The 22,710-nt window shown below is 74.0% G+C and carries 17 protein-coding genes and 2 pseudogenes; 12 read left to right on the top strand and 7 right to left on the bottom strand.

The genetic code is table 11. The features are described from left to right. Positions 1-25 precede the first annotated feature (25 nt). Positions 26-283 (bottom strand): annotated as a pseudogene (locus tag ACIQ8B_RS12455) (epoxide hydrolase); the annotation flags it as partial. Then, positions 280-852 carry a CGNR zinc finger domain-containing protein gene (locus ACIQ8B_RS12450; protein WP_403546779.1) on the bottom strand — a complete coding sequence of 191 codons (573 nt, stop codon included), beginning with the start codon at positions 850-852 and terminating at the stop codon, positions 280-282. The gene ACIQ8B_RS12450 and the pseudogene ACIQ8B_RS12455, both read right to left, overlap by 4 nt. Positions 853-1,010: 158 nt before the next feature. Here ACIQ8B_RS12450 and ACIQ8B_RS12445 point away from each other — a divergent pair, with 158 nt between their 5' ends. The 6 genes from ACIQ8B_RS12445 (at position 1,011) to ACIQ8B_RS12420 (ending at position 8,202) form a co-directional block, all read left to right on the top strand. Beyond that, complete coding sequence (locus ACIQ8B_RS12445; RefSeq protein WP_290004505.1) at positions 1,011-1,466, top strand: VOC family protein; 456 nt, start codon at positions 1,011-1,013, stop codon at positions 1,464-1,466. A 98-nt stretch (positions 1,467-1,564) separates the two neighbouring features. Further along, a complete protein-coding gene (locus ACIQ8B_RS12440; RefSeq protein ID WP_403546646.1) occupies positions 1,565-2,482 on the top strand; it encodes a pyridoxamine 5'-phosphate oxidase family protein in 918 nt (305 codons plus the stop codon). A gap of 89 nt (positions 2,483-2,571) precedes the next feature. Further along, complete coding sequence (locus tag ACIQ8B_RS12435) at positions 2,572-2,781, top strand: ferredoxin (RefSeq protein WP_403546645.1); 210 nt, start codon at positions 2,572-2,574, stop codon at positions 2,779-2,781. Continuing rightward, entirely contained in the window at positions 2,778-3,998 is a 1,221-nt protein-coding gene (locus ACIQ8B_RS12430; protein WP_403546644.1) for an NAD(P)/FAD-dependent oxidoreductase, read from the top strand. Before ACIQ8B_RS12435 ends, ACIQ8B_RS12430 begins: the two co-directional genes overlap by 4 nt. A 302-nt stretch (positions 3,999-4,300) precedes the next feature. Next, positions 4,301-6,613: an ATP-dependent RecD-like DNA helicase gene (locus ACIQ8B_RS12425; RefSeq protein WP_290004501.1), complete on the top strand. Its 2,313-nt coding sequence runs from the start codon at positions 4,301-4,303 to the stop codon at positions 6,611-6,613. Positions 6,614-6,912: 299 nt separating this feature from the next. Then, positions 6,913-8,202: a citrate synthase gene (locus ACIQ8B_RS12420; protein WP_106414153.1), complete on the top strand. Its 1,290-nt coding sequence runs from the start codon at positions 6,913-6,915 to the stop codon at positions 8,200-8,202. Between the two features lie 679 nt (positions 8,203-8,881). Here ACIQ8B_RS12420 and ACIQ8B_RS12415 read toward each other — a convergent pair. Together ACIQ8B_RS12415 and ACIQ8B_RS12410 are read right to left on the bottom strand one after the other, a co-directional pair. Continuing rightward, positions 8,882-11,146: a heavy metal translocating P-type ATPase gene (locus tag ACIQ8B_RS12415; protein ID WP_403546643.1), complete on the bottom strand. Its 2,265-nt coding sequence runs from the start codon at positions 11,144-11,146 to the stop codon at positions 8,882-8,884. Between the two features lie 125 nt (positions 11,147-11,271). Continuing rightward, positions 11,272-11,511, bottom strand: coding sequence for a heavy-metal-associated domain-containing protein (locus tag ACIQ8B_RS12410; protein WP_006136275.1), 240 nt, complete (start codon positions 11,509-11,511; stop codon positions 11,272-11,274). A 201-nt stretch (positions 11,512-11,712) separates the two neighbouring features. Between ACIQ8B_RS12410 and ACIQ8B_RS12405 the strand changes: the two genes are divergently transcribed. After that, positions 11,713-12,756, top strand: a complete 1,044-nt coding sequence (locus tag ACIQ8B_RS12405; RefSeq protein WP_403546642.1) for a zinc-dependent alcohol dehydrogenase family protein — start codon at positions 11,713-11,715, stop codon at positions 12,754-12,756. 66 nt (positions 12,757-12,822) lie between these two features. Here the strand turns inward: ACIQ8B_RS12405 and ACIQ8B_RS12400 are convergent, their stop codons facing one another. Continuing rightward, positions 12,823-13,014: an AlpA family transcriptional regulator gene (locus ACIQ8B_RS12400; RefSeq protein WP_106414156.1), complete on the bottom strand. Its 192-nt coding sequence runs from the start codon at positions 13,012-13,014 to the stop codon at positions 12,823-12,825. 460 nt (positions 13,015-13,474) lie between these two features. Between ACIQ8B_RS12400 and ACIQ8B_RS12395 the strand changes: the two are divergent. From ACIQ8B_RS12395 to ACIQ8B_RS12375, 5 genes and pseudogenes are all read left to right on the top strand, one after another. After that, positions 13,475-13,579: pseudogene (locus ACIQ8B_RS12395) on the top strand (5-deoxy-glucuronate isomerase); the annotation flags it as partial. 203 nt (positions 13,580-13,782) lie between these two features. Beyond that, the gene (gene mmsA, locus ACIQ8B_RS12390) at positions 13,783-15,285 is read left to right on the top strand and encodes a CoA-acylating methylmalonate-semialdehyde dehydrogenase (RefSeq protein ID WP_403546641.1); all 1,503 of its coding nucleotides are present in this window, start codon (positions 13,783-13,785) and stop codon (positions 15,283-15,285) included. 133 nt (positions 15,286-15,418) lie between these two features. Beyond that, positions 15,419-18,064: an alpha/beta fold hydrolase gene (locus ACIQ8B_RS12385; RefSeq protein WP_403546640.1), complete on the top strand. Its 2,646-nt coding sequence runs from the start codon at positions 15,419-15,421 to the stop codon at positions 18,062-18,064. Continuing rightward, complete coding sequence (locus ACIQ8B_RS12380; protein ID WP_403546639.1) at positions 18,061-18,960, top strand: ABC transporter permease; 900 nt, start codon at positions 18,061-18,063, stop codon at positions 18,958-18,960. The genes ACIQ8B_RS12385 and ACIQ8B_RS12380 overlap by 4 nt, the downstream gene beginning before the upstream one ends. Positions 18,961-19,136: 176 nt before the next feature. Continuing rightward, complete coding sequence (locus tag ACIQ8B_RS12375) at positions 19,137-20,048, top strand: chaplin (protein WP_403546638.1); 912 nt, start codon at positions 19,137-19,139, stop codon at positions 20,046-20,048. A gap of 99 nt (positions 20,049-20,147) precedes the next feature. Here the strand turns inward: ACIQ8B_RS12375 and ACIQ8B_RS12370 are convergent, their stop codons facing one another. Together ACIQ8B_RS12370 and ACIQ8B_RS12365 are read right to left on the bottom strand one after the other, a co-directional pair. Beyond that, complete coding sequence (locus ACIQ8B_RS12370; RefSeq protein WP_403546778.1) at positions 20,148-21,413, bottom strand: NAD(P)-binding domain-containing protein; 1,266 nt, start codon at positions 21,411-21,413, stop codon at positions 20,148-20,150. A gap of 2 nt (positions 21,414-21,415) precedes the next feature. After that, complete coding sequence (locus tag ACIQ8B_RS12365; RefSeq protein WP_403546637.1) at positions 21,416-22,672, bottom strand: ATP-grasp domain-containing protein; 1,257 nt, start codon at positions 22,670-22,672, stop codon at positions 21,416-21,418. Positions 22,673-22,710: the final 38 nt, after the last annotated feature.

The raw sequence follows: 22,710 nt of genomic DNA, 5'->3' as shown, positions 1-22,710 counted from the left end.
CCGCCCGTCCCGGGACGGGCGCCGTTCATCCCGCAGCCCCCGGCCCCACGAAGAACTTCCGCACATCGTCGGCGAGGAGCTCCGGCACCTCCATCGCCGCGAAGTGGCCGCCCCGGTCGAACTCCGACCAGTGCCGGATGTCGTACAGCCGCTCGGCGAGAGGCCGCACCGACCGGGTGATGTCGTGGGGGAGCACCGCCACCCCCACCGGAACCGGGCACCGCTCGCTCCGCCGGGCCGACCCGCGGCGCAGCCGCGCCGAGGAGGCCGCCGTGGCGGTCAGGCCTTCTTCTGGCGTGCGTAGTGGCGCTGCGCCTTCGCCCGGTTTCCGCAGCCGGCCATCGAGCACCAGCGGCGCGTCCCGTTCTTGGAGACGTCGTAGAAGTGCAGGACGCATTCGGGGTTGCCGCAGGCCCGGATCCGCTCGGGCCGCTCGGCGAGCAGGCACAGGTAGTCCTCTGCCGCCCGCCAGGCCGGCAGCCAGGCGGGGGTTTCCACCTCGACGTAGGCGTCCGGCCCGTCGGGACGCAGCAGGAGTCCCCTGCGGCCGTGCGCGAGGACGGCGTTGAGGGCCTCGACGGCGTCGGCGTCCGGGTGCTGCGGATCGGAGACCGCCCGGTCCAGGGCGGCGCGCGCCTGGAGCAGCCACCGCAGCGTGTCGTGGCCCACCGGGACCGGTGTGTCGCCCAGGGCCCGGCTCACCAGGGGGCCGGCGAGCCAGGTCGCCAGCCCGTCGAGCGAGTCCAGCAGGTCGTGACGGCCGTCGGCGTCGATCCAGCGGGTGTTGAGCAGGTCGATGGCGAGCGGTTCGTCGGTCAGGGGGCGGGGGTCGGCCCCTGGAGCTGGCGGCACGGTGCGCTGTCCTTCCTCGGCGATGACGGCGGCGTCACGACCACCGTAACCGGTCATTGCGCGATCACCGGTTGACGCCTCTCTTCTCTAACCCTTAAAGTCGCTTTCAGTGGTTACGAGGCGGGCTCGTGACGATGAGTGAAGGCATGTGAGGAACCATGGCTGAGGCGAAGACCCTGCAGACCGGGCACGTGGGAGTGAACGTCACCGACCTGGAGCGGTCCCTGGCCTTCTACCGGGCCGTGTTCGGCTTCGACGTGATGGCGGAGGGCAAGGAGGCCGGTCGCCGCTGGGCGTTCCTCGGCCGGGAGGGCCGGCTGCTCGTGACGCTGTGGCAGCAGAGCACGGGCTCGTTCGCCACCGGCCGGCCGGGGCTGCACCACCTGTCGTTCCAGGTCGGGACCGTCGAGGAGGTCAGGGCCGCGGAAGAAGTGCTGCGCGGCCTGGGCGCGGAGTTCGCCTACGACGGGGTCGTCCCCCACGGCGAGGACGGCACCTCCGGCGGCATCTTCTTCACCGACCCCGACGGCATCCGCCTGGAGATCTACGCGCCCACGGGTGCGGACCCGGCCGACGCACCGACTCCCGGCGCCCCCACCTGCGGCTTCTTCTAGGAACCCTCCGGCCCGCCGGGGGCGCCGCGCGGGCGCCCCCGGCCTGACCCGCGTCGGCGACGCAGGACCGCGAGCCGGCGCGCGGGAAAGGACCCACCGTGCCCACGTATCACAGCGGTGAGATCGCGGTGCAGGAACGCGCCGGTCTGGCCCGACAGGCGGAGTTCTCGCTCGGCGGCATCGGCGAGAGCATCCCGCCCGTCGCGAGGGACTTCCTCGCCCGGCAGCCGTGGAGCGTGCTGGGCGGCGCCGACCGGGACGGCCGCGTCTGGGCCACGCAGCTGACGGGCGGCGCCGGGTTCCTGCGCGTGCCCGACCCCCGCACCGTCATCGTCGACGCCCTGCCCCTGCCGGGGGACCCGCTGGCCGAGGCCCTGACCGCCGGACCGGCCGCCCGGATCGGGATGATCGTCATCGAGCCCGCCACCCGGCGCCGCATGCGCGTCAACGGCCGGGCCCGCCGGGAGGGGGCCGGCCTGCTCGTCGACGTCGACCAGGTCATCGCCAACTGCCCCAAGTACCTGCAGAAGCGGGACTACCGCTGGGCGGGTCCGGACGAGGACGGGGCGGCGGACCGCACCGTCACCGGCGGCACCGAACTCAGCCCGGCCCAGCAGCGGAAGGTGCGCGCGGCCGACACGTTCTTCATCGCCACCGCCTCCGACCGCGGCGACGCGGACGCCTCCCACCGCGGCGGCAACCCCGGCTTCGTCCAGGTGCTCTCACCCACCCTGCTGCGCTGGCCCGACTACGCGGGCAACGCCATGTTCCTGACCCTGGGCAACCTGCTGCTCAACGCGTCGGCGGGCATCCTCGTCCCGGACTGGGAGACGGGCGCCACCCTGCACCTGTCCGGCACCGCGCGCACCGTGTGGGACGCCGAGGACATCGCCACGGTGCCCGGCGCGCAGCGCCTGGTCGAGTTCTCCGTCGAAGCCGTACGGGAGATCACCGCCGCTTCGCCCCTGCGGTGGACCAGCCCCGGTTACTCGCGCTTCAACCCCCCGGTCGGCTGACACCCGCACGTACCGCGCGCACCACATGTACCGCGTGCACCGCACGCACCGCGCACCGACGACCCTCACCCGACCCCTACGGAGCGACCATGCAGATCACCGTGGACATGACCCTGTGCGAGAGCCACGGGCAGTGCGTCTTCGCCGCGCCGGAGATCTTCTCCTTCGACGACGACGACCGCCTCGTCCACGAGGCCTCCCCGCCCGACGCGCTGTCCGACAAGGCCGAGAAGGCTGCGGCCGTCTGCCCGGTCCGCGCCGTCACCGTCTCGCCGGCCTCCCCGCCGGCCGCCTCATGAGGGCCGAGGACCGCCGCGAACTGGTCGTCGTGGGCGCCTCGCTCGCCGGGCTGCGGGCGGCCCTGACCCTGCGCGAACGGGGTTTCGCCGGCGCCCTGACCATCGTGGGCGACGAACCGCATCCGCCCTACGACCGGCCGCCGCTGTCCAAGCGGGTACTGACCGCCCCCGGCCGGCCGGCCCGCACCGAACTGCCCGTGCCGAAGGGCCTGCGGGCCCGCTGGCGGCTCGGGCAGGCGGCCGTCCGCCTGGACCTCGCGGCGAGGTCCGTCACCCTCGCGGACGGTACGCGGCTGTCCTACGACGGCCTGGTCATCGCCACCGGATCGACTGCCCGCGGCTGGCCGGCCGGGAAGCCCCCGCCGCCGGCCGGCGTGGTCACCCTGCGCGGCTGGGACGACGCGCTGGCGCTGCGGGCCGCGCTGGCCGCGGGAGGGCCGCTCGTCGTCATCGGCGCCGGCTTCCTCGGTGGCGAGATCGCCGCCGCCGCCCGCGGACTCGGGCTGGACGTCACGCTCGTCGAAGCCGCGTCCCAGCCCCTGGAGAGCGCCCTCGGCACCACCGCGGGCGCCTACGTCGCCGCGCTCCACCGCGAGGCGGGCATCACGCTGAGGACCGGAACCACCGTGGAGGGCTTCCTGACCGGGGCCGACGGCCGGCTGGCCGGCGTCCACCTGGGCGACGGCACCACGGTCCCGGCCGGCACGGCGGTCCTGGCGTGGGGCGGGGCGCCGTCGACGGGCTGGCTGGCCGGCTCCGGCCTCGCCCTGGACGGTGGCGTCCACTGCGACCCGTGTCTGCGCGTCCTGCGCACCGACGGTTCGGCCGTGCCCGACGTGGTGGCGGCCGGTGACGTGGCGCGCGTGCCGCAGCCGCTGGCCGGCGGCGAACGCCTGGCGCTCGGCCACTGGACCGACGCCGTCGAACAGGGCACGGCGGCCGCCGCCACGCTCCTGGCCGCGCAGGACCCGGACCGGACACCCGCGCCGTTCGCGGCCGTGCCGTCCTTCTGGTCGGACCTGCACGGCGTCAGGATCCGCTCGGTGGGCCTGCCCGGCGTCGCTGACGAGACGCGGGTCGTGGAGCACGACCCGGCGGGCCGCCGGCTGGAGATCGGCTACCACCGCGCGGGCCGGCTGGTCGGAGCACTGACCATCGGGCGGACAGGACGGCTGGCTTCCTACCGCCGCGCACTGGAGGGGCGCCCGGCCCCGTGACGGCGACGGACGCACCGGGCGCCGCGTGACGGGCCGCGGTCCCGGCGCCGCTGCCCCGGCGCCGTGACGCCCCGCGGTCAAGGGCTTCCCGACGCCCGTGAGCCGCCCCCTCGTCCCGTACCGCGGGCGGGACGCAGGGCCGGCTCCGGGCGGTCGTCGTCCCGCACGGCAGGGCGCCGCCGTCGTACGGCCTCTCAGGAGAGGCCGACGGGCCGGGTCCGCCGGGGCGCGGCGGTCGGTGCCGGGTGCCGGATCCCGGCCGCCGCGGTATCCCTGTCACACCCCACCGGTACCGTCGACCCATGCCCACCCATCCCTCCGCCCCGCCCTCCGGCGAACGCCGGTTCGCCACGCTCGAAGGCGTGCTGGAGCGCATCACGTACGCCAACGAGGAGAACGGCTACACGGTCGCCCGGGTCGACACCGGCAGGGGCGCCGGTGATCTGCTCACCGTCGTCGGGGCGCTGCTCGGCGCGCAGGTGGGGGAGTCGCTGCGGATGGAGGGGCGCTGGGGGTCGCACCCCCAGTACGGCAAGCAGTTCCACGTGGAGAACTACACGACCGTGCTGCCCGCCACCGTGCAGGGCATCCGCCGCTACCTCGGCTCCGGGCTGGTGAAGGGCATCGGGCCGGTCTTCGCCGACCGGATCACCCAGCACTTCGGGACGGACACCCTCCGCGTCATCGAGGAGGAGCCCGAGCGGCTCATCGAGGTCCCCGGGCTCGGACCGAAGCGGACCAAGAAGATCGCCGACGCCTGGGAGGAGCAGAAGGCGATCAAGGAGGTCATGCTCTTCCTCCAGACCGTCGAGGTGTCGACGTCCATCGCCGTGCGCATCTACAAGAAGTACGGCGACGCCTCCATCTCCGTGGTGAAGAACCAGCCCTACCGGCTGGCCGCCGACGTCTGGGGCATCGGGTTCCTCACCGCCGACCGGATCGCCCAGTCGGTCGGCATCCCGCACGACAGCCCGGACCGGGTGAAGGCGGGCCTGCAGTACGCGCTGTCGCAGGCCACCGACCAGGGACACTGCTATCTCCCCGAGGAGAAGCTGATCGCGGACGCGGTGAAGCTGCTCCAGGTGGACACCGGCCTGGTCATCGAGTGCCTCGCCGAGCTCGCCGCCGAGCCGGAGGACCCGGGCGAGGACCCCGGCGTCGTACGGGAGAAGGTGCCCGACCCGCAGGGCGGCGACCCGGTCACCGCCGTCTACCTGGTGCCGTTCCACCGCGCCGAAGTGGCCCTCGCCGCCCAGTTGCTGCGGCTGCTGCGCACCGACCAGGACCGGATGCCGGCGTTCCGGGACGTGGTGTGGGACAAGGCGCTCGGCTGGCTGCGCGGCCGCACGGGGACGGACCTGGCGCCCGAACAGGAGGCCGCCGTCAAGCTGGCGTTGACGCAGAAGGTCGCCGTGCTGACCGGCGGACCCGGCTGCGGCAAGTCGTTCACGGTGCGGTCGATCGTGGAGCTGGCCCGCGCCAAGAAGGCGAAGGTGGTGCTCGCCGCGCCGACCGGGCGCGCCGCCAAGCGGCTCGCCGAGCTGACCGGCGCCGAGGCGTCCACCGTGCACCGGCTGCTGGAACTCAAGCCCGGCGGGGACGCGGCGTACGACCGGGACCGGCCTCTGGACGCCGACCTGGTGGTGGTCGACGAGGCGTCCATGCTGGACCTGCTGCTGGCGAACAAGCTGGTCAAGGCCGTGCCGCCGGGCGCCCACCTGCTGTTCGTCGGGGACGTCGACCAGCTCCCCAGCGTCGGGGCGGGCGAGGTGCTCCGGGACCTCCTCGCCGACGGCAGCCCCGTCCCCGCCGTGCGCCTCACCCGCGTGTTCCGGCAGGCCCAGCAGTCCGGCGTGGTCACCAACGCGCACCGGATCAACGCGGGGAAGCACCCGGTCACCGACGGCATGAAGGACTTCTTCCTCTTCGTGGAGGAGGACACCGAGGAGGCCGGGCGGCTCACTGTGGACGTGGCGGCCCGGCGCATCCCCGCGAAGTTCGGTCTCGATCCGCGCCGTGACGTGCAGGTCCTCGCCCCCATGCACCGGGGCCCGGCCGGCGCGGGCACGCTCAACGGACTGCTGCAGCAGGCCGTCACCCCCGCCCGCCCCGACCTGCCCGAGAAGCGGTTCGGCGGCCGGGTGTTCCGCGTCGGCGACAAGGTCACCCAGATCCGCAACAACTACGAGAAGGGCGCCAACGGCGTCTTCAACGGCACCGTCGGCGTGGTCACCGCGCTGGACCCGGTCGACCAGCGCCTGACCGTGCTGACCGACGAGGACGAGGAGGTGGGGTACGACTTCGACGAGCTGGACGAACTGGCCCACGCCTATGCCGTGACCATCCACCGCTCCCAGGGCAGCGAGTACCCGGCGGTGGTCATCCCCGTCACCACGGGCGCGTGGATGATGCTCCAGCGCAACCTGCTCTACACGGCGGTGACCCGGGCCCGGAAACTGGTCGTCCTGGTCGGCTCCCGCAAGGCCGTCGGACAGGCGGTGCGCACGCTGTCGGCCGGCCGCCGGTGCACGGCGCTCGACATGCGGCTCGCGGGCGCGGGTCCGGCCGGGACGGGACCGCGGTCCGCCGGTTCCGGTCCGTCAGGCGGGTCCTGACCTCGCTCCGCCGGTTCCGGAACGCCGGGCGGGGGGACCCGGAGGGGGCCGCCTCCCGGCGGGGGCGGGGGCCGCGGTGAGGATCCCGTCACCGAAAAATGATCGATCAAATGAGTCGTGAAGGTCACACAGGGGTTCCGGATGGGGAACACAGGGGGCAGGATGGGCAAGTTGGCGGCACTCAGTGCCGTCAATAGGCCCGATGGTCGACCCCGAGTGCACTCTCCTGAGCCGAGTGGGGGATGGTAGAGACAGTCAGGGCACCTCGAAGATGAGGCACAACGTCGGTGAGGGAAGACGTGAGCGACAACTCTGTAGTACTGCGGTACGACGGCAGCGAGTACACCTACCCGGTGATCGACAGCACCGTCGGTGACAAGGGCTTCGACATCGGGAAGCTCCGCGCCCAGTCCGGTCTGGTGACGCTGGACAGCGGCTACGGCAACACCGCCGCCTACAAATCCGCGATCACCTATCTCGACGGCGAGGCCGGCATCCTCCGGTACCGCGGCTACCCGATCGAGCAGCTGGCCGAGCGCTCCACCTTCCTGGAGGTCGCCTACCTGCTGATCAACGGCGAGCTGCCCACCGTCGACCAGCTGGCCGGGTTCAAGGGCGACATCACGCAGCACACCCTGCTGCACGAGGACGTCAAGAACTTCTACAAGGGCTTCCCGCGCGACGCCCACCCGATGGCCATGCTGTCCTCGGTGGTCTCCGCGCTGTCCACGTTCTACCAGGACAGCCACAACCCGTTCGACGAGCAGCAGCGCAACCTCTCCACCATCCGCCTGCTCGCCAAGCTCCCGACGATCGCGGCCTACGCCTACAAGAAGTCGGTCGGCCACCCGTTCGTCTACCCGCGCAACGACCTCGGCTACGTCGAGAACTTCCTGCGCATGACCTTCTCCGTGCCGGCGCAGGAGTACGAGCTCGACCCGGTCGTCGTCTCCGCCCTGGACAAGCTGCTGATCCTGCACGCGGACCACGAGCAGAACTGCTCCACCTCCACGGTCCGCCTGGTCGGCTCCTCGCAGGCGAACATGTTCGCCTCGATCTCCGCCGGCATCAACGCCCTGTGGGGCCCGCTGCACGGCGGCGCCAACCAGTCGGTGCTGGAGATGCTGGAAGGCATCCGCGACTCCGGCGGCGACGTCGACTCCTTCATCCGCAAGGTGAAGAACAAGGAGGACGGCGTCCGCCTGATGGGCTTCGGCCACCGGGTCTACAAGAACTTCGACCCGCGCGCCAAGATCATCAAGGCCGCCGCGCACGACGTGCTGTCCGCCCTCGGCAAGTCCGACGAGCTGCTGGACATCGCGCTCAAGCTGGAGGAGCACGCGCTCTCCGACGACTACTTCGTCTCGCGCAGCCTCTACCCGAACGTGGACTTCTACACCGGCCTGATCTACCGGGCCATGGGCTTCCCGACCGAGATGTTCACGGTGCTGTTCGCCCTCGGCCGCCTGCCGGGCTGGATCGCCCAGTGGCACGAGATGATCAAGGAGCCGGGTTCCCGCATCGGCCGCCCGCGCCAGATCTACACGGGCGTCGTCGAGCGCGACTTCGTCCCCGTCGAGAAGCGCTGACACCTGCCGGTGCGGGTGTCGTACGCCTGAGAGTGCGTCGCTGAAGGGGCGCGGGCGGCTGCGGGCCGTCTTGTGGCCGGCCGCGCCCGCGCGGCGGAGCCGCATGCCGGCGCGGCCCCCGCGCCCCTTCGGGCACGTCGCACCACCGCGAGGAAGAACGCGAAGAAGCACGCAAAGAAGAAGGCGCCCCGGCCGCCGGTCCCCCCACGGGCCGACGAACCAGGGCGCCTTCCCATGTCCCGGTGCGGATTCCCCCCACGGGATCCGGCCGGGCGCTTGTGAGGACAGCGCCTGAATCGCTGTGTGAGCACGACGGACCTGAACCCGTCGCACTCGTCGGTGTGCGGTCTGCCGGGACATCGCACGTCGGGAGGGCCGCTCAAAGCTTCCCTGGGCACGTGCCCCGGCAACGCAATCTCTGGAGAAGTCCCCCAAGACATCTCCAGATGCCAGGAAGCGCCCCCCAAGACGCTGCCCGACATCGCCAACTTAGACCTTCGAACCCCTTCGATGGTTACGTTCAGATCACTGTGATCTGCGTCTCTTGCCTATCTCCCCACAGTGCGCAGGAGCCCGCAGATCTCTCACGAGGCCCAAGCGTAAGGAGGATGCGCGAGGCTTGTGAAGAGCTTATGTGAGGGTCTTACCGGACTCCAGGGGGCCCGCCCAACTCGAGACCTCAATGAAACGACCGCAGCCGCAGACTGTTGGTCACCACGAACACCGACGAGAACGCCATCGCGGCCCCGGCGATCATCGGGTTCAGCAGTCCCGCCGCGGCCAGCGGCAGCGCGGCCACGTTGTAGCCGAACGCCCACACGAGGTTGCCCTTGATCGTGGAGAGGGTGCGCCGGGACAGCCGTATCGCGTCCGCCGCCACTCTCAGGTCGCCGCGGACCAGGGTCAGGTCGCCCGCCTCGATCGCCGCGTCCGTGCCGGTGCCCAGGGCGAGCCCCAGGTCGGCGACGGCCAGCGCGGCCGCGTCGTTGACGCCGTCACCGACCATGGCGACGCTGTGCCCCTCCTCCTGGAGCCGCCGCACCACGTCGGCCTTGTCCTCGGGCAGCACCTCGGCGATCACCCGGTCCTCGTCGATGCCGACGGTGCGCGCCACCGCCCCGGCCACCGCCCGGTTGTCGCCCGTGAGCAGCACCGGCGTGAGCCCCAGCGCCCGCAGTGCGCGGACCGCTTCGGCGCTGGTCTCCTTCACCGTGTCGGCGACGGCGAGAACACCGCGTGCCGCCCCGTCCCAGCCGGCCACCACCGCCGTGTGCCCGGCCCGCTCGGCCTCCTCCTTGGCCCGCGCCAGCTCCGGCGGCAGCTCCCCGAACACCTCGGACAGCCGCCCCACGGCCACCTCGCGGCCCTCCACCCGCCCGCGCACCCCCCGGCCCGGCACGTTCTCGAACCGCTCGGCCCGGGGCAGCGCGCCGACCCGCTCCTGCGCGCCGGCGGCGACCGCGCGGGCCACCGGGTGCTCGGAGGCGTGCTCCAGGGCGCCCGCGAGCCGCAGCAGCTCCCGTTCGTCGGTGCCCTCGGCGGCGTGCGCCGCGCGCAGGGACATCCGGCCGGTGGTGACGGTCCCGGTCTTGTCCAGGACGACGGTGTCCACGCGCCGGGTGGACTCCAGCACCTCGGGGCCCTTGATGAGGATGCCGAGCTGGGCGCCCCGCCCGGTGCCGGCCATCAGCGCGGTCGGCGTGGCCAGCCCGAGGGCGCACGGACAGGCGATGATCAGCACGGCGACGGCCGCGGTGAACGCGGCGACGGTGTCGCCGGTGTTGCCCAGCCACAGTCCGAAGGTGGCGGCCGCGATGAGCAGCACCACGGGCACGAACACCCCGGCGATCCGGTCGGCGAGGCGCTGCACCTGTGCCTTGCCGGTCTGCGCGTCCTCCACCAGCTTCGCCATCCGCGCGAGCTGCGTGTCCGAGCCGATCCGGGTGGCCTCGACGACGAGCCGGCCGGCCGCGTTGACGGTGGCGCCGGTGACGGTGTCGCCGACGGTCACGTCCACCGGCACGGACTCGCCGGTCAGCATGGACGCGTCCACGGTGGAGGAGCCCTCGACGACCGTGCCGTCCGTGGCGATCTTCTCGCCGGGGCGGACCACGAACCGGTCGCCCACAACCAGCCGCTCGGCCGGGACCCGCACCTCCCGGCCGTCCCGCAGCACGGTCACGTCCTTGGCGCCCAGCTCCATCAGCGCCCGCAGCGCGGCGCCCGCACGGCGCTTGGAGCGGGCCTCCAGATAGCGGCCGAGCAGGAGGAACGCGGTGACGCCGGCGGCGACCTCCAGATAGATGGCGGAGGCCCCGTCGGTGCGGGACACGGTGAGTTCGAAGGGGTGCCGCATGCCCGGCGCGCCCGCGTCACCGAGGAACAGCGCCCACAGCGACCAGCCGAACGCGGCCAGCGTGCCCACCGACACCAGGGTGTCCATGGTGGCCGCGCCGTGCCGCAGGTTGGTCCAGGCGGCCCGGTGGAACGGCGCCGCGCCCCACACCACGACCGGCGCGGCGAGGGTCAGGGAGAGCCACTGCCAGTGGTCGAACTGCAGGGGCGGAACCATCGCCAGCAGCACCACCGGCAGGGAGAGCAGCGCGGAAACGATCAGCCGGGTGCGCAGGGCGGCCGTCCCGGGGTCGGCCTCGGAGGCCGTCTCCTGCTCGTCCTGCCGCTCGGGCGCCGGTTCCTCGGCGGTGTACCCGGTCTTCACCACCGTGGTGATCAGGTCGGCGACCCCGACGCCCGGCGGATACGTGATCCGGGCCTTCTCGGTCGCGTAGTTCACCGTGGCGGTGACGCCCTCCATGCGGTTGAGCTTCTTCTCGACGCGGGCCGCGCAGGAGGCGCAGGTCATTCCGCCGATGAGCAGTTCGACCTGGGAGAGGGCCGGCTGCCCGGCGGTGGTCGGCGCCTCGGGGGCGGTGGTGCTGGTCATGTCCGTGCTCCAGGGACGTCCGGGATGCGGGGCGGCGGCGGGCCGGGCCGGAGGGACCGGTCCTCCGGGTGGCCGGCACGGCCCGGTTCACGCCGCGTGGGGTGCCTCGGGGGGACGGCCCCGGGTCAGACCGTGCCGGCCAGCTCGAAGCCGGCCTCGTCGACGGCGGCGCGCACGGCGGCCTCGTCGAGCGGGGCCGCGGAGACCACGGTCACCTCGCCGGAGGAGGCGACGGCCGTCACCGAGCTGACGCCGGGGAGCTGCGAGATCTCGCCGGAGACGGCGCCCTCGCAGTGCCCGCAGCTCATCCCGGTCACCTTGTAGACGGTGGTGACGGAACCCTGGGTGTCGGTCTGGGACGTCATGTCGTTCTCCTCGTCGGGACGTGGGGGTGTGCAGGGGGGTCGCCGGGGTCCCTGGGGACCCCGCCTCCCTCACATTATACCCCTAGGGGGTATCAATCCAGGGCGGGGCGCACGGGAGCGGAGCGGCCCGCGCGCCGGGGTGCGACGGCCCGGGGATAGCGTTCCGGCGACAGCGGCGATCACCGGAAGGCGGGACCTGGCATGCGAGCGGTGGTGTTCGAGCGGTACGGGGAACCGGCCGAGGTGCGCGAGGTCGCGGACCCCGAGCCGGCGGAGCACGGGGTGGTGGTCCGCGTGGAGGCCACCGGCCTGTGCCGCAGCGACTGGCACGCCTGGCGGGGCCACGACCCGGACATCACCCTCCCGCACGTCCCCGGGCACGAACTCGCCGGAGTCGTCGAGGCGGCCGGCGCCCGGGTCACCCGCTGGCGCGCGGGGGACCGGGTCACCGTGCCGTTCGTCTGCGCCTGCGGCTCCTGTCCCGCCTGCGCGGCCGGCGACCAGCAGGTGTGCGAGCGCCAGACCCAGCCCGGCTTCACCCACTGGGGCTCCTTCGCCCAGTACGTGGCCCTCGACCACGCCGACGTGAACCTGGTCGCCGTGCCCGACGGCATGGCGTACGCCACGGCCGCCTCCCTCGGCTGCCGGTTCGCCACCGCCTACCGGGCCGTGGTGCAGCGGGGCCGGGCCGCGGCGGGGGAGTGGGTGGCGGTGCACGGCTGCGGGGGCGTCGGCCTGTCCGCGGTGATGATCGCGGCGGCGGCCGGCGCGCGGGTCGTCGCGGTCGACGTGTCACCGGGCGCCCTCGCTCTGGCCCGGCGGTTCGGCGCGGCGGAGTGCGTGGACGCCTCGGCGGTGACCGACACGGCCGGCGCGGTCCGCGAGCTGACCGGTGGCGGCGCCCACCTCTCCCTGGACGCCCTGGGCGCGCCCGCCACCTGCGCCGCCTCGGTGAACGGCCTCCGCAGGCGGGGCCGGCACGTGCAGGTGGGCCTGCTCCCCTCCGAGACGGGCACGACCCCCGTGCCCATGGCCCGCGCCGTCGCGCTGGAGCTGGAGATCCACGGCAGCCACGGCATGGCCGCCCACGCCTACCCGCCGATGCTCGATCTGGTGCGCGCCGGGGTGCTCCGCCCCGACCTGCTGGTCACCTCCGTGATCGGCCTGGACGCGGTCCCCGCGGCGCTCGCCGCGATGGACGACGCCCCGGGGGCCGGGGTCACCGTGATCGAACCCTGGGGCTGAGCACGCGCACGGACGCCGTGCCCCCGCACGGTCGATGCGAGGGCACGGCGTCGTGCGTGCGCGTGCTCAGCCCCGGCGGTTCCGGTTGCCGGGGCGCGCGGCGGCCCAGCGGCGGACCGTGTCGGGGAGCCAGTAGGGCTTCCCGCTCTCCACCCGGTCCGGCGGCGGCAGCAGGCCGTGCTTGCGGTAGGAACGCACGGTGTCCGGTTGCACCTTGATGTGGGCCGCGATGTCCTTGTACGACCACAGCTCGGTCATGCGTGCACCTCCCCGCGCGTGCCACGGCGGCGGCCGGGGCGGCCGTCAGGGGGAGCCGGGCGTGCGCTGGCGATCGACAAGCGTGGTGCGGGAGGACGAGCCGGTCCGCTCACCGGGAGGGCTCGTGCGCGGGTGTGACGGAAGGACCGCCCGCGTGTGACATCCGTGACGCGACCGGTGCATTTGTGACAGGAGTGACGCACAGGCGCACTCCGGCACACCGGCGGGGCGCATTGACGCCCACGGCGTCCTTCCCCACCGGCCCGGCCGCTTTTCCGGTGGTGGCGGTGACATTCTCGTCCGAATGTCCGGACAAAACATTGACAGGGCATCGCGCGCGGGGCTAGAACTCGGGAGAGCCCTCGGACCCCGCAGGGCGGACGAGACGTGCGAAGGGAGCGTCATGGCGAGCCTCCACCGCCGCCGGGCGCTTTCCGGCCGTCGGGGCGCCCCTGGCGTCGCCCCGTCACAGATCGCCTCCGGCGCGGGAGGCCGCCTCGCTTTGGCAGGAGCGAGGTGCGAGCGACGACTCCCCGCCCGCCGCGGCCCCGCGCCGGAGGTTCCGTCCCGGACGCCCGCCCCCAGGACCCATGTGTCTACGCGGGGACCCGAACGGCCGACACAGTGTCGGGCCCGCCCGGCGCCCCGTCACTGGTGGGATGGGCCCGCGGCCGTCGCCGCGGCGCGCCCGTCCGCGGCACCGCCCCATGAGCTGTACGAACGGCACGTCTCCACCCGACGCCGCCCTCTGCGAAGGAGTTCTCGGTCATGACGAAGATCGTCAACCACTGGATCGGCGGCAAGACCGCCGAAGGCGCCTCGGGAACCTACGGCCCGGTGACGAACCCGGCGACCGGCGAGGTCACCACCAAGGTCGCCTTCGCCTCCGTCGAGGAGGTCGACGCCGCGGTCGCCGCCGCCAAGGAGGCGTTCCGGACCTGGGGGCAGTCCTCCCTCGCCCAGCGCACCTCGATCCTGTTCAGGTTCCGCGCGCTGCTCGACGCCCACCGCGACGAGATCGCCGGGCTGATCACCGCCGAGCACGGCAAGGTGCACTCCGACGCCCTCGGCGAGGTCGCGCGCGGCCTGGAGATCGTCGACCTGGCCTGCGGCATCAACGTCCAGCTCAAGGGCGAGCTGTCCACCCAGGTGGCCAGCCGCGTGGACGTGGCGTCCATCCGTCAGCCGCTCGGCGTGGTCGCCGGCATCACCCCGTTCAACTTCCCGGCGATGGTGCCGATGTGGATGTTCCCCCTCGCCATCGCCTGCGGCAACACCTTCGTGCTCAAGCCCAGCGAGAAGGACCCGTCCGCCTCCGTCCGCCTCGCCGAGCTGCTCGCCGAGGCCGGACTGCCCGAGGGCGTGTTCAACGTGGTGCACGGCGACAAGGCGGCCGTCGACCGCCTGCTCGAGCACCCGGACGTCAAGGCCGTGTCCTTCGTCGGCTCCACGCCCATCGCCCGTCACATCCACACCACCGCCTCCGCCAACGGCAAGCGCGTCCAGGCCCTCGGCGGCGCCAAGAACCACATGCTGGTGCTGCCCGACGCCGACCTCGACGCCGCCGCCGACGCGGCCGTGTCCGCCGCCTACGGCTCGGCGGGCGAGCGCTGCATGGCGATCTCCGCGGTCGTCGCCGTCGGCGCGATCGGCGACGAGCTGGTGGAGAAGATCCGCGAGCGCGCCGAGAAGATCAAGATCGGCCCGGGCGACGACCCGGCCTCCGAGATGGGCCCGCTGATCACCGCCGCCCACCGCGACAAGGTCGCCTCCTACGTCGCCGGCGCGGCGGACGAGGGCGCCGATGTGGTCCTGGACGGTACCGGCCACACGGTCGACGGCTACGAGAACGGCCACTGGATCGGCATTTCCCTGCTCGACAAGGTGCCGACGACCGCCAAGGCCTACCAGGACGAGATCTTCGGCCCCGTCCTGTGCGTGCTGCGCGCCGGCACGTACGAGGAGGCCCTGGACCTCATCAACGCCTCGCCGTTCGGCAACGGCGCCGCCGTCTTCACCCGGGACGGCGGCGCCGCCCGCCGCTTCCAGCTCGAGGTCGAGGCCGGCATGGTCGGCGTCAACGTCCCGATCCCGGTCCCCGTGGGCTACCACTCCTTCGGCGGCTGGAAGGACTCCCTCTTCGGCGACCACCACATCTACGGCAACGACGGCACGCACTTCTACACCCGCGGCAAGGTCGTCACCACCCGCTGGCCCGACCCGGCGGACGCCCCGGCCGGCGTCGACCTGGGCTTCCCCCGCAACCACTGAGCCCGCTCAGGGGGCGTGTGGCCGTGTACCGCGGACGCGGTACACGGCCACACCCGCGTACACCCCCGGGAGGTCACACGGGTCGGTCCGCGGCCGACACCGGACCGACAGGCGGACCCCGTACGGTTGACGCATGGATCTTCGACTGCCCGGCCTCGGGCGGCCGCGGCCCCGGCGTGCCCTCGCCGCCGCGGCCGCCGTCGTCGTGCTCGCGGGGGCCGGCACCTGGACCGCCGTCGCCTCCGACGCCGAGCCCTCCGTGCGCCGCGCCGACCGCGTCATGACCACGGACGAGGGGGTGCGCATCGACACCTCCTACTTCACCGCCGGACCCGACGGGCGGCGTCCCGCCGTGCTGCTCGGCCACGGCTTCGGCGGCAGCAAGGAGGACGTCCGGGAACAGGCCGAGGACCTCGCCCGCGACGGGTACGCCGTCCTCACCTGGTCCGCGCGCGGCTTCGGCGGGTCCACCGGGAAGATCGGGCTGAACGACCCCGAGGGCGAGGTCGCCGACGTCTCCCGGCTCGTCGACTGGCTGGCCACGCGGCCCGAGGTCCGCCTCGACCAGGACGGCGACCCCCGTGTGGGCATGGCCGGCAACTCCTACGGCGGGGCCGTCGCCCTGCTCGGCGCGGGACACGACGACCGGATCGACGCCATCGCCCCGGCCATCACCTACTTCGACCTCGCCGAGGCCCTGTTCCCGGGCGGCGTGTTCAAGAAGCTGTGGGCGGGCGCCTTCGTCACCTCCGGCGGCGGCTGCGCCCGCTTCGAGCCCGAGCTGTGCGCCATGTACGAGCGGGTCGCCGAGTCCGGCGTGCCCGACGAGCGGGCGCGGGCCCTTCTCGAAGCACGCTCGCCGGCCGCCGTCGCGGACCGCATCGACGTGCCCACCCTGCTGATGCAGGGGCAGACCGACTCGCTGTTCCCGCTCGGCCAGGCCGACGCCGCCGCACGCGCGATCCGCGCCAACGGCGCCCCCGTCGGCGTCGACTGGCTCGCCGGAGGGCACGACGGCGGCGACCCCGAGACCGACCGCCTGCACGGGCGCGTCCGCGCCTGGTTCGACCGGTACCTCAAGGGCGACGAGAACGCCGACACCGGCCCCGCCTTCCGCGTCACCCGCACCGGGGGCGTCGACTCCACCGACGGCCGGGCCCAGCTGCGCGGCGCGAGCGGCGACGCCTACCCGGGCCTGCGCGGCGACGGCCGCTCCGTGAAGCTCACCGGCCGCGAGCAGAGCTTCGCCAATCCGGCCGGCGCCAGCCCGCCCGCCGTGTCCGCGCTGCCCGGCATCGGCGGCGCCGGCGGCCTCTCCCAGCTCTCCTCCCTCGGCGTCGGCGTCTCCCTGGACTTCCCGGGCCAGCACGCCCGCTTCGAGTCCGCCCCCGTCGCCCGCGACCTGCGCATCACCGGCTCCCCGGCCGTCACCGTGCGGGTCAGGTCCACCAGCGACGACGCCGTCCTCTTCGCCAAGGTCTACGACGTCGGCCCGGACGGCCGGCAGCAGGTGCTGCCCTCCCAGCTCGTCACCCCGGTCCGCGTCGAGGGCGCCCGCGCCGGGAAGGACGTGCGGCTCACCCTCCCGGCCGTCGACCACGAGGTCCGCGAGGGCCACCGGCTGCGCCTGGTCCTCGCCTCCACCGACCTCGCCCACGCCTCCCCGGCCGCCCCGGCGACGTACACCGTGTCCCTGAGGAGCGACCTCACGGTGCCCACCGCCCCCGGCGTGACCACCGCCGCGGCCCCGCTGCCCGCGTGGGTGGTGTGGCTGCCGGTCGCCGGCGCGGCCGTCGCGCTCGCGCTGCTGCTCACCGGCCGCCGCCGCACCGCCGCCCCGGCCCCCGACCCGGACCTGGCCGACGTACCGCTCCAGATCACCGGCCTGAGCAAGCGGTACGCCCGCTCCGCCGACCGGTACGCCGTGCGGGACCTGTCGTTCCGGGTGGAGAAGGGTCAGGTGCTCGGCCTGCTCGGGCCCAACGGCGCCGGCAAGACCACCACCCTGCGCATGCTGATGGGCCTCATCAAGCCCGACGACGGCGAGATCCGGGTGTTCGGCCACGCCGTCCGCCCCGGCGCCCCCGTGCTCTCCCGGGTCGGCGCCTTCGTCGAGGGCGCGGGCTTCCTGCCGCACCTGTCCGGCCGGGAGAACCTGGAGCTGTACTGGGCCGCCACCGGACGCCCGCCCGAGGACGCCCACCTCGACGAGGCCCTGGAGATCGCCGGCCTCGGCGACGCCCTCGCCCGCGCGGTGCGCACCTACTCGCAGGGCATGCGCCAGCGGCTCGCCATCGCCCAGGCCATGCTCGGCCTGCCGGACCTGCTGATCCTCGACGAACCGACCAACGGCCTCGACCCGCCGCAGATCCGCGAGATGCGCGAGGTGATGATCCGGTACGCGGCCGCCGGACGCACGGTGATCGTCTCCAGCCACCTGCTGGCGGAGGTCGAGCAGTCCTGCACCCACCTCGTCGTCATGGACCGCGGCCGGCTGGTGCAGGCCGGACCGGTGCACGACATCACCGGCTCCGGGGACACCCTCCTCGTCGGCACCGTCACGCCCGTCGAGGAGCCGCTCGCCGAGAAGGTCGCCGCGCTGCCCGGCGTCGCCTCCGCCGTCCGCACCGACGAGGGACTGCTGGTCCGGCTCGGCGCCGACGGCACCGCCCCCCGGCTGATCGCGGAACTCGTCCGGCTGGAGGTGCCCGTGACGTCGGTGGGCCCCCACCGCCGCCTCGAGGACGCCTTCCTCACCCTGATCGGAGGTTCCGCATGAGCGCGCTCACCGAGCGGGCCGAGCAGTCCGGGACCTCCGGGCCGTCCGCACCCGCCGAGACCGCCGACGGCTACCGCGCCGGCCGCACCCTGCCGCTGCGGGTCGAGCTGGTCCGCCAGCTCAAGCGGCGGCGCACCCTCGTCATGGGCGCGGTCCTCGCCGTGCTGCCGTTCGTACTGGTGATCGCCTTCGCGATCGGCGGGGAGCCGGACCGCCCCGGCGGCCGGGTGAACCTGATGGACACGGCCACCGCGTCCGGGGCCAACTTCGCCGCCGTCAACCTCTTCGTGTCGGCGGGCTTCCTGCTGGTCATCCCGGTCGCCCTGTTCTGCGGGGACACCGTCGCCTCGGAGGCCGGCTGGTCCTCCCTGCGCTACCTGCTCGCGGCGCCCGTGCCCCGGATGCGGCTGCTGTGGTCCAAGCTGATCGTCGGACTGGGGCTCAGTCTCGCCGCGATGGTGCTGCTGCCGGTGGTGGCGCTCGCCGTCGGCGCCGTCGCCTACGGCTGGGGCCCGCTGCACATCCCGACCGGCGGCACGCTCGACCCCGCCACCGCCGCCGGGCGGCTCGCGGTGGTCGTCGCGTACCTCTTCGTGTCGCAGCTGGTCACCGCCGGACTGGCGTTCTGGCTGTCCACCCGCACCGACGCCCCGCTGGGGGCGGTCGGCGGCGCCGTCGGCCTGACCATCGTCGGCAACGTCCTGGACGCCGTGACCGCCCTCGGCGACTGGCGGCACTTCCTGCCGGCCCACTGGCAGTTCGCCTGGGCGGACGCCGTCCAGCCCACCCCGGAGTGGTCCGGCATGATCCAGGGCGCGTCGGTGTCCGTGACGTACGCGCTCGTGCTGTTCGCACTGGCGTTCCGGGGGTTCGCGCGCAAGGACGTGGTGTCCTGACCTGCTCCCGCGTGACCGTCACGCGGGCCAACCGGGTGAACCTGCGCAACCGATTCCCCGCAGCAGGGTTGGAGAGGGAGACAGGCCACAGGGCAGCCGGGACCGTGACGCGCGGCCTCGGCCGCCTCTCTCATGCCGGGGCCGGCCTCCCATCTTCAAGCAGGAAGACAACCACATTGCGACAGACCCTGAGCAGGGGAGTGTTCACGGCGGCCGCTGCCGCCACGGGCATTCTGTCCCTGTACGGAACCCCCGCCCTCGCCGACTCGTTCGCGGGGGGCGGTGCCGAGGATTCTCCCGGTGTGCTGTCCGGGAACAATGTGCAGGCGCCCGTCCACGCCCCCGTGAACGCCTGCGGCAACACCGTCACCGCCGTGGGGGCTCTCAACAGCGCGTCCGGCAACACGTGCGTCAACGAGTCCGGCGGCCACGGCGAGTCGGCCGGCGGGGCCCACGCGGCCGGCGGCGCCGAGGGCTCGCCCGGTGTGCTGTCCGGGAACAATGTGCAGGCGCCCGTCCACGCCCCCGTGAACGCCTGCGGCAACAACGTCACCGTCGTCGGCGGGCTCAACAGCGCCTCCGACAACACCTGCGCCAACGTCTCGGAGGGCTCGCACGGCGGCAAGTCCTCGGACCGCTCGGCGCACTCCCGCCACGAGGCCGCCTCGGGCGTCTCGCACGCCGAGAGCGGCGGGGCCCACGCGGTCGGCGCCGCCAAGGGATCGCCCGGCGTGCTCTCCGGCAACGTCATCCAGGCGCCCGTCGACCTGTCGCTGAACGCGTGCGGCAACAGCGTCAACCTCGTCGGCCTGTTCAACGACGCGTCCGGCAACACCTGCGTCAACGAGTCCGGCCACGAGGAGAAGGAGCCGGAGAAGACGCCGGAGAAGGACAAGCCCGAGCCGCCCGCCAAGGTCGTGACGCCGCCGAGGCACGTCGAGCCGCCGGCCGTCGACACGCCGGACAGCCCGCCGCACCTCGCGGAGACCGGCACCGACGGCCTGGTGGCCGCCTCCGCCGCCGGTGCCGCGCTGCTCACCGGAGGGGCCGTGCTGTACCGCCGCGGCCGCGTCGGCGCCCGCCGCTGACAGCTCCGCGGATGCCGGACCCACCCCACCCGGCATCCACGCCCCCACGAAGCGTCCCCCGGACCTCCTGGTCCGGGGGACGCTTCGTGACACCGGCCGTCAGCCGCGCACCGGGACCGGCGCGCCACCGCGGCCGGTGCCCGCGGGCACCGGCACGGTCCCGCGCGCCGGGGCCGCCCGCAGCCGCCTGCGCACCCCCTGCACCAGCGTCGACGCCGTGAACGTCGCCCCGTGCACGAACCGCATCGCCGGACCGAACCCGGGCGCCGTCACCAGACCCGCAAGGAACAGGCCGGGGTAGGACGACTCGAAGCCCCGGTCGACCACCGGGGACCCGTCGGGCAGCGCCGTCATCGCGCCGCGCAGCTCCGCCGACAGCAGCCCCAGCCGGTCACGGTGCGCCTTGAAGCCGGTGGCGGCGATGACGTGCTCGGTCTCCAGGGTGCGCCGCGCGCCCGTCCGGTCGGCCAGCTCCAGCCGCAGCCCGCCCGGCACCGCGGCCGCCGCGGTCACCTCATGGCCCGGCAGCAGGTCCACCGCGCGCTCCACCCGCTCCCGCACCCACCAGGCGCCCGCCGGACCCAGCGCCGTCGCCGCGATCCGGGTCCGGGTCGCCTCCGGCAGCCGCCGGAACAGCCCCGGCCGCTCCGAGTAGAACCAGTTCCGCCAGCCCGGCCCCAGACCGCTGTGCGGGGAGCGCAGCGACTGCCACCACGGGCGCTCCCACGGCGGCGGCACGTCGTTCCAGCGCAGCCGCTCCGCCCGCGCCAGCACCCGCACCCGCGTGCCCTGCTCCGCCAGCAGCGCCGCCGTCTCCAGCGCCGCCTGCCCGCCGCCGATCACCGTGACGTCCTTGCCCTGGAAGGGACCCAGGTCGCTGTGGTGGCTGCTGTGCGTCACCAGCGTCGGGTGCAGCCCGCGCAGCGCCGCCGGCACCTCGATGAACGGCATCACGCCCACCGCCAGCGCCACCGTCCGCGCGTGCAGCACCTCCCCGTCCTCGGCGACCGCGCTGAAGCCCTCCGGGCCCGACGACACCCGCGCGATCAGCCGCTCGTCCACCTCCGGCACGGCGTTGCGCGCGAACCACAGCCCGTACGAGGCGAAGTCCGCCACCGGGATCGGCTGCGCGTGACGGGCGGTCAGGCCCCGCTCGGCGCAGTACGCGTCCAGCCGCCAGCGTCCGGCCGGGTCGGACAGGTTGGACGCCCACGGCTCCGACTTCAGGAACATCCCGGCCGGCATGTGGTCCCGCCAGGACGCCATGGGCCGGCCGAGGACACGCAGGTTCAGTCCGGCGGCCGCCGCGTGCGACGCGATCGACAGACCGTACGGACCCGCGCCCACCACCAGGAGGTCGTACATCATCAGCTGCTCGCTTTCTCGTTGTCGGTCGTCAGGGAGGGCGTGTCCGCGCGGCGCGCCGGGCGCTGCGCCGGCACCTCGGCCGCGGCGCCCAGGCGCCGGCGCAGCCGGCCGGACACATGACGGACCCACAGGGCCCACATCGCCCAGCCCGGGGCGCGGTCGTCGCCCGCGTACCAGGCCAGTTCGCGCCCGCCGGGCGCGGGACGCAGCGCGGCGAGGGGCGCGTAGTTCTCCACCACGAACGCCCTGCCGGCCACCGGATCGCCGCCGGACAGCGGACGCCCCGTCAGGTCCGCGTGCAGCGCCCGTACGACGTCCAGGCCCGCGCTGTCGGCGAACAGCCGGAACTGGGCGCCGGGGCGCGGGTTGAAGTCGAGGAGGTGGTAGCGGCCGGTGGTGCCGCAGCGGCGGAAGTCCAGGTCGAAGACGCCCCGGTAGCCCAGCTCGCCGGTGAGCCGTTCGGCGAGCGCGCACACCTCCGAGTTGGGCGTCCAGCGGCCCACCGCGGTCAGTCCCGCCCCGCGCGGCCAGGACAGGTGCTTGCGGCCCGGCCCGCCAGCCCGCACCGTCCCGGTGCGGTCGGCGTAGCCGTGGAAGAACCAGTCCCGGTCCGTGCCGGGTGGCAGGTACGCCTGGAGCAGCAGCGGGCTGCCCGCCTCCGCGGTGCGCGCGTGCAGTTCCCGCGCCTCGCGGGCCGTGCGCAGCACCTGTGTGCTGCGCAGCCCGGAGCCCGCCGGGAGCAGCCAGGGCCGGCTCCACTTGGCGACCACGGGCAGCCCGAGCCGCAGCGCGTCCTCGGCGGCCCGCGCCGGGGTGTCCGGGACCAGCGTGCGCGGGTGCGGCACGCCCACGGAGGCGCACACACCGGCCAGTCCGGCCTTGTCCGCGACGCGTTCGGCCAGCGCCGGCGGCATCACCGGCAGCAGGTAGGAGGGGGCCAGCTCCTCGCGCAGCCGGGCCGCGGCGATCGCGGTGGCGTCGTCCATCGGCACCAGCACCGCCGGGCGTCCCACCTGCCCGGCCACGCGGCGCAGCACGGCGAGGATCTCCTCCGCGGACGCGTCCGGGGGCGGCGGGGTGTGCAGCCGGCGCACGAACCGCGACCGGGCCACGGGACTTTTCGTGCAGTCGGCGACGACATGCACGTCCACCCCCGCCCGGCCGAGCGACCGGACGGCGCCCAGTGTTCCGTGGTGAAAGGGATTCCGGTCGATCCGCAGCACAACCGCGGGAACCCGGGTGTCAAGCAAGGACACGCATTCTCACTTTCTTCTGGCGCCGTCTCACCCACACG

Source organism: Streptomyces sp. NPDC096105, assembly GCF_044763335.1.
Lineage (GTDB): Bacteria > Actinomycetota > Actinomycetes > Streptomycetales > Streptomycetaceae > Streptomyces.
This window is presented reverse-complemented; position numbering and strand designations above follow the sequence as displayed.

Coding starts and splice junctions, on each gene's coding strand:
- ACIQ8B_RS12445 (WP_290004505.1), top strand. CDS start 1,011: ATGGCTGAGGCGAAGACCCTGCAGACCGGGCACGTGGGAGTGAACGTC.
- ACIQ8B_RS12435 (WP_403546645.1), top strand. CDS start 2,572: ATGCAGATCACCGTGGACATGACCCTGTGCGAGAGCCACGGGCAGTGC.
- ACIQ8B_RS12430 (WP_403546644.1), top strand. CDS start 2,778: ATGAGGGCCGAGGACCGCCGCGAACTGGTCGTCGTGGGCGCCTCGCTC.
- ACIQ8B_RS12425 (WP_290004501.1), top strand. CDS start 4,301: ATGCCCACCCATCCCTCCGCCCCGCCCTCCGGCGAACGCCGGTTCGCC.
- ACIQ8B_RS12415 (WP_403546643.1), bottom strand. CDS start 11,146: ATGACCAGCACCACCGCCCCCGAGGCGCCGACCACCGCCGGGCAGCCG.
- ACIQ8B_RS12410 (WP_006136275.1), bottom strand. CDS start 11,511: ATGACGTCCCAGACCGACACCCAGGGTTCCGTCACCACCGTCTACAAG.
- ACIQ8B_RS12405 (WP_403546642.1), top strand. CDS start 11,713: ATGCGAGCGGTGGTGTTCGAGCGGTACGGGGAACCGGCCGAGGTGCGC.
- ACIQ8B_RS12400 (WP_106414156.1), bottom strand. CDS start 13,014: ATGACCGAGCTGTGGTCGTACAAGGACATCGCGGCCCACATCAAGGTG.
- mmsA (WP_403546641.1), top strand. CDS start 13,783: ATGACGAAGATCGTCAACCACTGGATCGGCGGCAAGACCGCCGAAGGC.
- ACIQ8B_RS12385 (WP_403546640.1), top strand. CDS start 15,419: ATGGATCTTCGACTGCCCGGCCTCGGGCGGCCGCGGCCCCGGCGTGCC.
- ACIQ8B_RS12380 (WP_403546639.1), top strand. CDS start 18,061: ATGAGCGCGCTCACCGAGCGGGCCGAGCAGTCCGGGACCTCCGGGCCG.
- ACIQ8B_RS12370 (WP_403546778.1), bottom strand. CDS start 21,413: ATGTACGACCTCCTGGTGGTGGGCGCGGGTCCGTACGGTCTGTCGATC.